19 protein-coding genes are annotated in these 13,157 nt (G+C 40.2%); all 19 read right to left on the bottom strand.

Annotation, left to right across the window (positions count from 1 at the left end; genetic code table 11):
* Positions 1 to 25 precede the first annotated feature (25 nt).
* Positions 26 to 1,093, bottom strand: a complete 1,068-nt coding sequence (locus tag E2P86_RS02230) for a M20 family metallo-hydrolase (RefSeq protein ID WP_085472347.1) — start codon at positions 1,091 to 1,093, stop codon at positions 26 to 28.
* Positions 1,086 to 1,886 carry a pyrroline-5-carboxylate reductase gene (gene proC / locus E2P86_RS02225; protein ID WP_085472348.1) on the bottom strand — a complete coding sequence of 267 codons (801 nt, stop codon included), beginning with the start codon at positions 1,884 to 1,886 and terminating at the stop codon, positions 1,086 to 1,088. The genes E2P86_RS02230 and proC overlap by 8 nt, the downstream gene beginning before the upstream one ends.
* 53 nt (positions 1,887 to 1,939) lie before the next feature.
* Positions 1,940 to 2,734, bottom strand: a complete 795-nt coding sequence (gene argB / locus E2P86_RS02220) for an acetylglutamate kinase (RefSeq protein WP_085472349.1) — start codon at positions 2,732 to 2,734, stop codon at positions 1,940 to 1,942.
* Positions 2,735 to 2,746: 12 nt separating this feature from the next.
* Positions 2,747 to 3,709 (bottom strand): Rossmann-fold NAD(P)-binding domain-containing protein, encoded by a 963-nt coding sequence (locus E2P86_RS02215; RefSeq protein ID WP_085472350.1) that lies wholly within the window; start codon positions 3,707 to 3,709, stop codon positions 2,747 to 2,749.
* 225 nt (positions 3,710 to 3,934) lie between these two features.
* A complete protein-coding gene (locus tag E2P86_RS02210) occupies positions 3,935 to 5,071 on the bottom strand; it encodes an aspartate aminotransferase family protein (protein WP_134430445.1) in 1,137 nt (378 codons plus the stop codon).
* A 118-nt stretch (positions 5,072 to 5,189) separates the two neighbouring features.
* Positions 5,190 to 5,711, bottom strand: coding sequence for a 50S ribosomal protein L17 (gene rplQ / locus E2P86_RS02205; protein WP_085472352.1), 522 nt, complete (start codon positions 5,709 to 5,711; stop codon positions 5,190 to 5,192).
* An 85-nt stretch (positions 5,712 to 5,796) separates the two neighbouring features.
* Positions 5,797 to 6,789, bottom strand: a complete 993-nt coding sequence (locus tag E2P86_RS02200; protein WP_085472353.1) for a DNA-directed RNA polymerase subunit alpha — start codon at positions 6,787 to 6,789, stop codon at positions 5,797 to 5,799.
* 89 nt (positions 6,790 to 6,878) lie between these two features.
* Positions 6,879 to 7,487 (bottom strand): 30S ribosomal protein S4, encoded by a 609-nt coding sequence (rpsD, locus tag E2P86_RS02195; RefSeq protein WP_085472354.1) that lies wholly within the window; start codon positions 7,485 to 7,487, stop codon positions 6,879 to 6,881.
* 68 nt (positions 7,488 to 7,555) lie between these two features.
* A complete protein-coding gene (rpsK, locus tag E2P86_RS02190; RefSeq protein WP_085472355.1) occupies positions 7,556 to 7,945 on the bottom strand; it encodes a 30S ribosomal protein S11 in 390 nt (129 codons plus the stop codon).
* Between the two features lie 10 nt (positions 7,946 to 7,955).
* The gene (gene rpsM, locus E2P86_RS02185; protein ID WP_085472356.1) at positions 7,956 to 8,333 is read right to left on the bottom strand and encodes a 30S ribosomal protein S13; all 378 of its coding nucleotides are present in this window, start codon (positions 8,331 to 8,333) and stop codon (positions 7,956 to 7,958) included.
* A 31-nt stretch (positions 8,334 to 8,364) separates the two neighbouring features.
* Positions 8,365 to 8,481 (bottom strand): type B 50S ribosomal protein L36, encoded by a 117-nt coding sequence (gene ykgO, locus E2P86_RS02180; RefSeq protein WP_013665024.1) that lies wholly within the window; start codon positions 8,479 to 8,481, stop codon positions 8,365 to 8,367.
* Positions 8,482 to 8,524: 43 nt separating this feature from the next.
* A complete protein-coding gene (gene infA / locus E2P86_RS02175; protein WP_002997456.1) occupies positions 8,525 to 8,743 on the bottom strand; it encodes a translation initiation factor IF-1 in 219 nt (72 codons plus the stop codon).
* A 72-nt stretch (positions 8,744 to 8,815) separates the two neighbouring features.
* The gene (gene map / locus E2P86_RS02170; RefSeq protein WP_134430442.1) at positions 8,816 to 9,598 is read right to left on the bottom strand and encodes a type I methionyl aminopeptidase; all 783 of its coding nucleotides are present in this window, start codon (positions 9,596 to 9,598) and stop codon (positions 8,816 to 8,818) included.
* Between the two features lie 3 nt (positions 9,599 to 9,601).
* Positions 9,602 to 10,951 (bottom strand): preprotein translocase subunit SecY, encoded by a 1,350-nt coding sequence (gene secY, locus E2P86_RS02165; RefSeq protein ID WP_085472358.1) that lies wholly within the window; start codon positions 10,949 to 10,951, stop codon positions 9,602 to 9,604.
* 6 nt (positions 10,952 to 10,957) lie between these two features.
* On the bottom strand, positions 10,958 to 11,404 hold the full coding sequence (gene rplO, locus E2P86_RS02160) for a 50S ribosomal protein L15 (protein ID WP_085472504.1): 447 nt from the start codon (positions 11,402 to 11,404) through the stop codon (positions 10,958 to 10,960).
* A 118-nt stretch (positions 11,405 to 11,522) separates the two neighbouring features.
* Complete coding sequence (gene rpmD, locus E2P86_RS02155) at positions 11,523 to 11,702, bottom strand: 50S ribosomal protein L30 (RefSeq protein WP_085472359.1); 180 nt, start codon at positions 11,700 to 11,702, stop codon at positions 11,523 to 11,525.
* 5 nt (positions 11,703 to 11,707) lie between these two features.
* A complete protein-coding gene (gene rpsE, locus E2P86_RS02150) occupies positions 11,708 to 12,226 on the bottom strand; it encodes a 30S ribosomal protein S5 (protein ID WP_085472360.1) in 519 nt (172 codons plus the stop codon).
* A gap of 11 nt (positions 12,227 to 12,237) precedes the next feature.
* Positions 12,238 to 12,591 (bottom strand): 50S ribosomal protein L18, encoded by a 354-nt coding sequence (gene rplR / locus E2P86_RS02145; RefSeq protein ID WP_085472361.1) that lies wholly within the window; start codon positions 12,589 to 12,591, stop codon positions 12,238 to 12,240.
* Positions 12,592 to 12,596: 5 nt separating this feature from the next.
* Positions 12,597 to 13,151, bottom strand: a complete 555-nt coding sequence (rplF, locus tag E2P86_RS02140) for a 50S ribosomal protein L6 (RefSeq protein WP_085472362.1) — start codon at positions 13,149 to 13,151, stop codon at positions 12,597 to 12,599.
* Positions 13,152 to 13,157: the final 6 nt, after the last annotated feature.

Below are 13,157 nucleotides of genomic sequence, written 5' to 3'. Positions count from 1 at the left end.
AAGGCTGGTCATGACCAGCCTTTTTTTATATTACATTACGAAGTAGGGCTATATAGAACCGAACTCCATCCTCAATTTCTTTAAGATAAATAAATTCATCAGCGGTATGTGAGCGTGCCGAGTCTCCAGGCCCAACTTTTAGAGAAGGAAACGGAATTAATGCTTGATCGCTCATCGTGGGGCTTCCATATGTTTTTTTTCCCAGGCTTAGTCCCGATTGTACGATGGGATGATCTAAGCCAATCCGAGAAGAGTTAAGACGTACAGATCTTGCCGTTACTTTGGATTGCACATGCTCTTTAATAACCTCCAACACTTCGGTGTTACTATACACATCTGTCGTACGTACATCCACGACAAAGGTACACGAGGCTGGCACTACATTATGCTGAGATCCTGCATTGATTAACGTTACGGACATCTTTACGGGGCCTAAAAAATCAGACTCTTTTTCGAAGGTATAGCGGCGAAACCAATCGATATCAGCCATTGCTTTATAGATTGCGTTTTCTCCTTCTTCTCTTGCCGCATGACCGGAAACACCAGTAGCTTCACAGTCAAGCACCATTAATCCCTTTTCCGCGACAGCCAAATCCAACAATGTGGGTTCGCCTACAATCGCAAAGTCGATACCCTCGATATGATTTAGCGCTTCCTCCACACCATTCTTACCAGATATCTCTTCTTCAGCTGACGCAAGAAAACAAAGATTATAAGGTAAATCTTCACGGTCGTAGTAAAATAGAAAAGCAGCAAGGAGACCGACTAGGCATCCTCCGGCGTCATTACTTCCTAATCCATACAATTTACCATCCTCCACGATCGGAGCGAAAGGGTCCTTGGTATAGCCGGGATTAGGTTTTACGGTATCGTGATGAGAATTAAGAAGTATCGTTGGCTTATTCGCATCAACATGTTTATTAAATGCCCAGATGTTATTTCCAGACCGTTCAAAAGAGACCATTCGTTCCTGCAAAAACATCTCGATTAACACCGCTGTTTTCTCCTCTTCTCGACTAAAAGAAGGCGTGGAGATCAACTGCTTTAGTAAGGTGATACTATCAGCAATTAAAACCTCAACAGATTTAGTCATTATATAGTCCTCCTGCTTTCTTAGCAGAAAGCTTAATACCTTTTATAAAAGCAGAACTAAAACCATTGTGTTCCATCTCGTTAAGTCCTGCAATAGTGCACCCTTTCGGCGAAGTAACCTTATCTATTTCTCCTTCAGGGTGATTTTGTGTCTGTAAGAGTAAGTCAGCCGCCCCTTTCGCGGTTTGCACCGCCATCTTTAAAGCATCGTGCGCATGAAAACCAATTTCCACTCCGCCTTGCGATGCCGCTCGAATCGCTCGTAAAAAGAAAGCAATCCCACAAGCACATAGCGCCGTTGCTGAAGTCATTAAGTCTTCTTGAATAACAACGACAGCTCCTACCGCCTCGAAAAGGCGTTCAACCTGGGCTACGGCTTCCACTTGCGCATCATCTGTAGCAATACAAGTCATGGACTGTCCAATCGCAATCGCGGTATTAGGCATCGCACGAACAACTTGTAAGTGATCGCCTAAAACAGCTTTAACATCGGCACACGAAACACCGGACACAACAGACACAATAACCTGATCGGGTCGCACGTCCTCTTTTATTTCCTCCATTATTTTACGGAGTTGCTGTGGCAAAATAGCCAAAACAATAATATCAGCCGTCCGTACAGCAAGTGGATTATTATCACTGACATTAAAGCCAGCTTCAGCCTCCTCTTGTAAAGCCTGTATGTTGCGTCTTGTCAATGTGATCTTGTCTGCCGTAAATAAGGCTGACTTCACAAGTCCTTTGGCTAGCGAAAGACCAATATTTCCGCTACCTATAATTGTAATTTTGCTCATAGGATATAAATAAATCATCCCTCAGCGCCTCTTACAAAAGTGGTATAGTGAATCTATTTTGACACCAAACAGGTACCAAATTCACCTTGCTGATAGAGATGAAGGTTTAGGGCGTTACCAATGTAAACATTTTTCACCCCTCTGGCAATAGCTAGAAAAGCATTTTCCAATTTCGGGATCATCCCTTCATAAATAATACCTGCTGATTTCAATCGCTCAAAATCATCACTTTTAATCGTTTTTATGACTGAACTATCGTCAGTTACATCACGCAATACACCATTTTTTTCGAAACAATAGATCAGTCTAGTTTCGTACACTTTAGATAATGCCACAGCTAAGGCTGAGGCAATAGTATCGGCGTTCGTATTGAGCAATTGCCCTAGTCCATTGTGCGTAATAGCAGAAAAAACAGGTACGAAACCCGCTTCTAAAAACTTTTTGATACTCAAGGTATTCACCGAATCCACCAATATATCGCCCACAAAGCCGTAATCAATATCTTTAACAGGACGTTTAATTGCCTTTATAACGTTTCCATCGGCACCACATAAGCCCAAGGCATCACTACCAAATTTTTGCAGGTTCGCGACAATATTCTTGTTTGTAAGTCCGGCGTAGACCATCGTCACCACATCTAACATCTGCTGATCGGTCACGCGACGACCATCAATCATTTTGGCCTCAATCCCCATATCTGCAGCTAGACGCGTAGCTATTTTTCCTCCTCCATGCACTAAGATCTTTTTGCCTTGCAGCGCTGCAAACTTCTCTAAGAAAACTTGCAATTGATCCTCGTCATCGATAACATTTCCACCGATCTTTATAACATTCAGCACACTACCCATTCGTAATTTTTATTATTTTAATTTCGCTAACATTCTTTTCAACACTACCTGCGCAGCCCAAACACGGTTGCTTGCTTCCTTAATTACCAAAGAATTTGGCCCATCAAGGATTTCCGATGCTAGTTCCAGATCTCTACGCACAGGTAAACAGTGCATAACTTTTGCATCATTCGTTAATTTAAGCTTCTGATTGTCGAGCATCCAATTTTGAAGAACAGGAAATACTTTCCCATAATCACGGTAGGAAGACCAGTTCTTTACATATACAAAATCAGCACCATCCAACGCTGCATCCAGATCATTGACAATCGTAGCCCCTTTGGTAAAGTCCTCATGCAACTCATATCCTACAGGATGAGCTACCGTAAACTCCACCAGCCCCTGTTCCTGTGCTTTGCACATCCATTCCGAAAAAGAATTAGGAACAGCTTGCGGCAACGCTTTGATATGTGGAGCCCATGCCAATACGACCTTTGGTTTTTGAACCTTCTTGTGTTCAGTAATGGTGATAAGATCCGTTAAGCTTTGTAGTGGGTGACGTGTTGCACTTTCCAAAGAGACTACAGGAACCCCACAGAATTTAACAAATTTATTAAATAGATCCTCACTGTAGTCCAATTCACGATCCTTTAGTCCCGGAAAAGAACGAAGGCCTAGAATATCACAGTACTCCCCCATTACAGCGGCAGCTTCCCGAATATGTTCTACCGTTGTCCCGTTCATCACAACACCATCTTGCGTCTCCAGCGCCCACCCGTCTTTGTCCATGTTCATCACCATAACATCCATACCAAGATTGATGGCAGCTTTTTGCGTGCTCAAACGTGTCCGAAGACTAGGATTCAAAAACACTAAACCTAACATCTTATGTTTACCCAGCTCACTATGTTCGTGTGGGTTAGCTTTAAGAGACAAAGCCTCTTGAACAACTTTATCTAATTCGTCGACATCTTCGACTGAAAAAAATTTTTCCATATTATTTATAATATATATACTAAATCTATCCCTTATCGCGACAAAAAGCTACCGTATTGAGTTCTTCGTCAATTATCCTCTAGAAGAATGCCACATCTTTGCTCCTCAGGTTCGCAATGACGTTCTTTGCTGTTTACATCGCTGCTACATGCTGGCGTGAACCTTTCCAACGCTGGCAGGCTTTTAGCTCGTGCCCCTCAACGTCTGAAAAGCACGAGCTACCCTTTAAGCGTTCTTCAAGCGCTCATCCAATGCTTCCAAAAAGCGGTCAGCAATATCCTTATTGATATTCAGAGCTGGCAAAATACGAATAACATTCGGTTTTGCTTCTCCTGTAAAAATTCGATTCTTAATTAATAGATCCTTCTTGACCGAAGCCAGCTCCACCGGTAACTCTACACCGATCATTAAACCTCTACCCCGCACTTCCGTTACTTTATCGAAACCACGTAATTCTTCCAATAGGTAATCACCTACGGCACGTGCATTAACAAGCAGATTTTCAGACTTTATAACTTCCAAAACGGATAATGCAGCAGCGCATGCTAAATGATTACCACCGAATGTAGTGCCTAACATACCATAAGTTGCAACGAATTTAGGAGCAATTGCTATCCCTCCGATCGGGAAACCATTACCCATTCCTTTAGCCATGGTATAAATATCAGCAGAGACACCAGCATAATCATGCGAATAGAAATCACCTGTACGACCATAACCACACTGTACTGAATCTGCAATAAAAACAGCATTATACTGATCACATAACGTACGGATTAATTTCAAAAATGGAATAGAGGCTTCACGAATGCCCCCAACACCTTGAATACCTTCGATAATTACAGAGGAAACTGCATCCCCATGTGCTGCAAAATAAGCAGACAACGCCTCCTCATCATTAAAAGGTAGGAAGACAACATTATCGGTTTCGTTTACTGGCGCCACAATGGAGGGATTATCCGTGGCAGCTACTGCTAACGACGTACGACCATGAAAAGCTTTATCAAAAGCAATTACTTTCTTTCGTTTATTATAAAAAGAAGCGAGCTTAAGCGCATTTTCATTTGCTTCCGCACCGGAATTACACAAGAAAAGTGCATAATCGTCCTTCTTAGATACCTCGCCAAGTAGCGATGCTAATCGCTTCTGAATCGGGATCTCAACTGAATTGGAATAGAAACCAATTTTACTCAATTGGGAGGTTAATGATTCAACATAATGCGGGTGCGTATGTCCAATAGAGATTACGGCATGGCCGCCATACAAGTCTAAGTATTCTACACCTGCCTCATCCCATACTGCTGAGCCTTTCGCTTTAACAATATTTATAGGATTGATCGGATAAACATTAAATAAGTCCATTATCTTTATTAAATAAGAGGTACAAAACCCAAGTTACAAATATAGTATTAAGTGCATAAAAAAAGCCTATCATGCTGTTGCAGATAGGCTTTCTTTTTATTGAAAAAGACGATTTGTCTTATTTCTCTTCTGTTTTAGGAGCTTCTTCAGTTGCAGCTTCTTCAGCTTTAACTTCTTCAACAACCTCTACAGCTTCAGCAGTCTCAGCAGCGGCTTTTTTCTTAGCACCACCACGACGTCGTGTAGCTTTTTTCTCTTCTTTAACAACAGTACCGTATACCTCATTGTAATCTACCAATTCGATGAACGCCATTTCTGCGTTATCACCTAAACGGTTTTCCATTTTGATAATACGTGTGTAACCACCTGGACGTGTAGCTACTTTTTCCGAAATTTCACGGAAAAGAATAGTCACTGCATCCTTGTCTTTAAGGTACGCGAATACCGTACGACGAGAGTGAGTTGTGTCGTTTTTAGATTTAGTGATTAAAGGTTCAACATACGTACGTAAAGCTTTAGCTTTAGCCAAAGTTGTAGTAATACGTTTGTGCTTAATCAATGAAGTCGCCATGTTAGCTAACATCGCCTTACGGTGACTGTCAGTGCGGCCTAAGTGGTTTACTTTTTTTCCGTGTCTCATTTTGTTTTGTTTTTGTGCGTACCGTCTTTCTTAAACTTAATTTTAAAGGGAATTACGCAACAGGTCGCTTGTATTATATTAAATATTATTCTTCGTCCAGTTTATACTTTGATAAATTCATACCAAAAGATAAGCCTTTAGATTTCACTAGTTCTTGGATCTCGCTTAAAGATTTTTTACCGAAGTTTCTGAATTTAAGCATATCAGCTACGTCATAAGTAACTAATTCAGATAAAGTTCTGATATCAGCTGCTTTTAAACAGTTTAATGCTCTAACAGAAAGGTCTAGATCAACTAATTCAGTTTTCAAGATCTTACGCATGTGTAAGATTTCCTCGTCAACAACCTTAGTTTCTTCTTTCGTTTGAGATTCTAACAACATATTCTCGTCAGAGAACAACATAAAGTGTTGGATAAGGATCTTAGCCGCTTCTTTAAGTGCTTCTTCCGGGTGAATAGAACCATCAGTAGAAATGTCTAACAACAATTTCTCGTAGTCAGTCTTTTGTTCTACACGGTAGTTCTCAATTGTATATTTTACATTTTTGATAGGTGTATAGATTGAATCTACAGCGATAAAACCTACAGGACCATCAGTAACTTTATTTTCTTCAGCATTTACATAACCACGTCCTTTAGCTACTGATAATTCAACTTCAATAGTAACAGCGTTGTCCATATTACAAATCACCATTTCAGGGTTTAATACCTCGAAATTATTGGAGAATTTAGTAATATCGCCAGCTTTGAACTGTTCTTGACCGTTGATTACAACAAAGATTTTTTCGTTATCACCTTGCTCACCTGTCTTTTTAAAGCGCACTTGCTTTAAATTAAGGATGATTTCTGTTACATCTTCAACAACACCTTTGATCGTAGAGAATTCGTGCGAAACGCCTGAAAACCTTACCGACGTAATTGCATATCCTTCTAATGAGGACAATAAAATACGGCGCAAAGCATTACCAATAGTTACACCAAAACCTGGCTCTAATGGACGAAATTCGAAAGTACCATCAAAATCAGTTGATTTTTGCATGATAACCTTATCCGGTCTTTGAAATGCTAAAATTGCCATTTATTTCTTTTTAAAAGTTTTTAATAATAAACGTAAAATACAACAAAAGAAGCATGATTCCAAGAATCACGCTTGCTTCTGCTATTTTATTATTTAGAGTATAACTCTACGATTAAGTTCTCTTTAATGTTTTCAGGGATATCTGCTCTTTCTGGGAAAGTAACAAATGTTCCTTGCAACTCATTCGCATTCCACTCTAACCAACCAAATTTGTTGATTTTTCTACCTTCTACAGATGCAGAGATAGCTTCTAGAGTTTTAGAACGCTCGCGAACTGCGATTACATCACCTGGACGTAAGCTATATGATGGAATATTAACGACACCGCCGTTAACTGTAATGTGCTTGTGTGACACTAATTGACGCGCAGCTGCACGTGAAGTAGCGATACCTAAACGGTAAACAACGTTATCTAAACGAGCTTCTAATAATTTCAAGAAGTTCTCACCAGTGATACCTTGTTTTGCAGAAGCCTTACCGAACAAAGTACGGAATTGACGCTCCAACACACCGTAAGTGTATTTTGTTTTTTGTTTTTCTAACAACTGAATAGCGTATTCAGATTGTTTACCTCTTCTTTTTGAAGGACCGTGTTGTCCAGGAGGGTAATTTTTTTTCTCTAATGCCTTATCTGGGCCAAAAATTGGTTCCCGGAATTTACGAGCTATTTTGGACTTAGGTCCTGTATATCTTGCCATTTTTTCTCTCTGTTTGAAGTATCTATCAGCCTTTAGCCGAAGAATCTTATCTTAAACAATAAAAATTATTAAACTCTTCTACGTTTTGGAGGACGACAACCGTTGTGCGGAAGTGGTGTAATATCCTTGATCGTAGTAACATCGATACCTACAGTTTGTAGTGTACGAATTGCAGACTCACGTCCAGCACCTGGGCCTTTTACGAAAACTTCTACTTTACGTAAGCCTAAATCATGTGCTACTTTACCACAGTCTTGCGCTGCTTGAGATGCTGCATAAGGTGTGTTCTTTTTAGAACCTCTAAAGCCCATCTTACCTGCAGAAGACCATGAAATTGTCTGTCCTTGATTATTCGTTAAAGTAACGATGATGTTGTTAAAGGTAGCGTTGATATGAGCTTGACCAACAGGCTCGATAACGACGATACGCTTTTTAGTAACCTTTTTACTTTTAGCCATTTCTTATTTATTATTTAGTAGCTTTTTTCTTGTTTGCAACTGTCTTACGTTTACCTTTACGTGTACGAGAGTTGTTTTTAGTACGTTGACCACGAACTGGTAAGTGTTTACGGTGACGAAGACCACGGTAACAACCAATATCCATTAAACGCTTGATGTTCAATTGAACTTCAGAACGCAATGCGCCTTCAACTTTAACCTCTTCGTTGATGATTGTACGAATAGCCGCCAATTGATCATCATTCCACTCCGATACTTTAACGTCTTCGCTGATACCTGCTTTATTCAAGATGTAAGCAGCCGTGTTACGACCGATACCGAATATATAGGTAAGGCCAATAACGCCTCTTTTGTTTTTAGGTAAATCTATACCTGCTATCCTTGCCATATAATATTTTAAGCGATTATGTTAAATAAACTTACCCTTGACGTTGCTTGAACTTAGGGTTCTTTTTGTTAATTACAAAAACTTTTCCTTTGCGACGGATGATTTTGCAGTCCGCGCTACGTTTTTTTATAGATGCTCTTACTTTCATTGTAATAATATTTTAAAAGCTAATACAGACCGACAACGAACCGTTATTTGTAACGATACGTGATCCGTCCTTTCGTTAAATCATAAGGAGACATTTCCAATTTTACTTTATCTCCTGGCAAAATCTTGATATAGTGCATACGCATCTTACCTGAAATATGAGCAATAATTTCATGCCCATTTTCTAACTCTACCCGGAACATAGCATTAGAAAGTGCTTCTCTAATTATACCGTCTTGTTCTATTGAGGCTTGTTTAGCCATATTTTAACTTAATTTACATTTTAGCCTGCACAAACAGGAGTGCAAAGATAAATAAAAAATATTGAAACCCAATTACTTTTTACTCAAAACTTTCTCAACCTCATCAAAGGTCAGTAACACATCGGGCGTTCCCTTTCGGATGGCAACCATCTGTTCGAAGTGCGCCGAAAGTTTACCATCGATGGTACTTACTGTCCATCCATCATCCCAAAATTTTACACCTGCCTTTCCTGCGTTGATCATCGGCTCGATACAAATCACTAAACCTTCTTCCAATTTCGGTCCCGAACCTCGTTTACCGTAGTTCGGCACCTCTGGCTTCTCGTGAAGATGTAAACCTACACCATGTCCTACAAGTTCTCGCACGATACCATAGTTGTACGGCGCAACATGCTCCTGCACGGCGGAGGAAATATCACCCACACGTTTACCTGCTACAGCTTGCTCCACACCTTTCAGCAAAGAACCTTTTGTTACATCAAGTAACTGCTGCGCTTCGGCAGAAATTTCACCTACACCAAAAGTATATGCTGAATCACTAATAAAACCACGAAGATTCACACCACCGTCAACAGAGACTAAATCACCGTCCTGAATTATATAATCACTTGGAAAGCCGTGAACAATTTGATCATTCACTGATATACATAAAGAGAATGGAAAACCATGATAATTTAAAAAGGCTGGTGTGCCACCATGGTCCTGAATATAGTCAAAAGCTAACTTATCAAGAGATAGCGTGGTAATGCCCGGCTTGATAACCTTTGCAATTTCAGCAAGCAAGGACGAGAGTACGTTAGCCGACTCTCGTATTTGCTCGATTTGTTCTTCTGTTTTATAATAAACTTTAGACATTTATTAAATTGCTGATTGATCAATACCTTCCACTGGGGCTGCTGAAGAGCGGCCTTTTACCCTACCTGTCTTCATCAATCCATCATAATGACGCATTAATAAATGACTTTCAATCTGCTGAAGTGTATCTAAAACTACACCAACCAAAATCAATAGTGATGTACCTCCGTAGAAGTGTGCAAACTGGTTGTTAACACCCATCTTACCAGCAAGTGCAGGCATAATTGCAATAATTGCAATAAACAATGCACCTGGGAAAGTGATACGTGAGATTACATTATCAATAAATACATTGGTGTCGTGCCCTGGTTTAATACCTGGAATGAAACCACCATTCTTCTTCATGTCCTCCGACATTTGCTGTGGATTAACCATGATAGCCGTATAGAAAAATGTAAACGCAATAATCAATACGGCGAAAGTTACATTATACGCCACCGAAGTATAGTTGCTCAAAGAGGCAAGAAACTCAGATTGTAAATTCGGAAAAAATTGAGATAAGGCCATCGGTAGGAACATAATCGCTTGTGCGAAAATGATCGGCATAACACCGGCAGCATTCACTTTTAAAGGAATATACTGACGTACACCACCGACTTGCTTATTGCCCACAATTTTCTTTGCATATTGTACAGGAACCTTACGGATACCTTGCACAACAAGAATCGCAAAAATAACGACAAAGAAAAGCGCGACAAATTCAATCAACAACGGAATTGGTCCACCACCACTTGGGCTCATACGTGATCCCCATTCGGCAACGATGCCTCCTGGTAATTGCGCAATAATACCGGCCATAATGATAAGAGAAATACCGTTACCGATACCTTTATCTGTAATTTTTTCACCAAGCCACATCACAAACATGGTACCTGCAGTCAATACAATAGCAGAAAGAATAGAGAACAAAGGCTCAGCAATCGTTTTTGCTTCTGCCGGAACTTGTGTTTTCACATAAGCAACAGCTTGTACCAACGTGATGGCCAATGTTAGGTAACGTGTAATCTGGCTCATTTTTTTACGACCAGATTCACCTTCTTTTTGCATTTTTTGAAACGCTGGAACCGCTATCCCCAATAATTGAACGACGATCGATGCAGAAATGTAAGGCATTACACCTAAAGCAAAAATTGCAGAACGGGAGAAAGATCCTCCGGCAAACATATTGATCAGATCTAAAATGTTGTTGCCATTGTTACCGCTTTTCGCTGCTAATGCATCAGGGTTGACACCTGGTAGAACCACGTGACATCCGATACGGTAGATAAGAAGAAGCAACAGCGTCGTAATAATACGATTACGCAGCTCTTCTATTTTCCATATATTGGTTAAGGTTGTGATTAGTTTCTTCATGTAATGTTATAGTTTTACGATAGAACCACCAGCAGCTTCAATAGCTTTTTGTGCTGAAGCTGAAAAAGCATGTGCTTTAACTTCTACTTTGGCTGTTAACTCGCCACGACCTAGTACTTTTACTACATCGTTTTTAGAAGCTAAACCATAAGTTCTGAACGTATCGAAATCAACCGCAGTCAAATTGTGTTTCTCTACAAGACCTTGAAGAACGTCTAAGTTTACACTTACATATTCAACGCGGTTGATGTTTTTGAAACCAAATTTAGGCACACGGCGTTGCAAAGGCATTTGACCACCTTCGAAACCGATTTTTGTAGAGTGTCCGGAACGTGATCCAGCACCTTTGTGACCACGAGTGGAAGTACCACCACGGCCAGAACCTTGACCTCTACCAATACGTTTGCTACTTTTTACAGAACCTTTTGCTGGTTTTAAATTACTTAAATTCATTTTTTTAAGATTGTGTTGCGCCTTCGCTCTCACTAAACAGGTCACAACAATTAATAATTCTATTAACAAACGTAATGGAAAGAATCCGAAAGGACCTTTCCATTAACATTAAATACTATTAGATAGTTTCGATAGCTACTAAGTGGTTCACTTTTCTCACCATACCGATGATGGCAGGCGTAGCTTCTACTTCTACTGAGTGATTGATCTTTCTCAGACCTAAAGCCTCAATAGTTCTCTTTTGGCGCTCGCTTCTGTCGATAACGCTCTTTATCTGGGTGATTTTGATTTTTGCCATGATAATTAACCGTTAAATACTTTATTCAAATCGACGCCGCGATTTTGCGCTACCGTGTAAGCGTCGCGTAAGCTAGCTAATGCATCGATTGTCGCTTTCACAACGTTGTGTGGGTTAGAAGAACCTAATGATTTCGCTAATACGTCTTTGATACCAGCACTCTCAAGGACAGCACGCATCGCGCCACCTGCAAGTACTCCTGTACCACCAACAGCCGGTTTTACTAAAACGCGACCACCAGAATATTTACCATATTGCTGATGTGGAACAGTACCATTGATAATAGGAACTTTGATCAAGTTCTTTTTTGCATCGTCGATACCTTTAGTAATCGCTTCAGTAACCTCTTTAGCTTTTCCTAAACCGTAACCAACGATTCCGTTTTCGTCACCAACAACGACAATAGCCGAGAAACTGAAGGTACGACCACCTTTAGTAACTTTCGCTACACGTTGGATGCTTACTAAGCGATCTTTTAATTCAATCTCGCTTGATTTTACTCTTTTTATATTGCTTAATGCCATGTTCTTATCGATTAAAAGTCTAAACCGCCTTCGCGTGCACCTTCAGCCAATGATTTCACACGGCCATGGTATAAATACCCGTTACGGTCAAAAACTACTTTGCTAATACCTGCTGCTACAGCTTTCTCTGCAACTAATTTACCAACTGCTTTCGATTGCTCTACTTTAGTACCTGCTGCGGCAAAGTCTTTAGACACTGAAGAGGCAGAAACGATAGTTTTACCAGTTGTGTCATCAATAAGTTGCGCGTAGATACCTTTGTTGCTTCTAAAAACGGATAAACGTGGACGCTCAGTCGATCCAGTCAGGTTTTTTCTAATTCCTTTTTTGATTCGCTCTCTGCGAGATGTTTTATTTGCTGCCATCGTTATTATTTTTTAGCTGATTTACCTGCTTTTCTTCTTAATACTTCACCAACAAACTTAACACCTTTACCTTTGTAAGGCTCTGGCTTACGGAAGCTACGGATTTTCGCCGCAACTTGACCTACTAATTGTTTGTCGATAGACTCCAACGTAATCGTTGGGTTCTTACCTTTTTCAGCAGTTGTTGTAACAGTAATTTCCTTTGGCAATACGAAAACGATCTGGTGAGAGAAACCTAGGGTTAACTCTAGTGTATTACCAGTGTTTGAAGCACGGTAACCTACACCGACAAGTTCTTGTGTAGTTTTGTAACCTTCTGTAACACCTACAACCATGTTATTGATTAAGGCGCGGTACAATCCATGTAATGCTTTGTGTTTCTTTTGTTCAGTAGGACGAGTTACAAGGATGTTTCCATCTTCTTCTTTAACTGTAATGTCGCTATCTACTTGTTGTGTTAGTTCGCCTTTCGGTCCTTTAACCGTTACCAGATTTTTATCTGATACCGAGATCGATACTCCCGAAGGAATAGCAATAGGCGCTTTTCCAATTCTTGACATTTCTTT

It is taken from the genome of Sphingobacterium psychroaquaticum (assembly GCF_004421025.1).
Taxonomy (GTDB): domain Bacteria; phylum Bacteroidota; class Bacteroidia; order Sphingobacteriales; family Sphingobacteriaceae; genus Sphingobacterium; species Sphingobacterium psychroaquaticum.
Note: the sequence above shows the minus strand (reverse complement) of the source record. Positions and strands in the feature narration are given on the sequence as shown.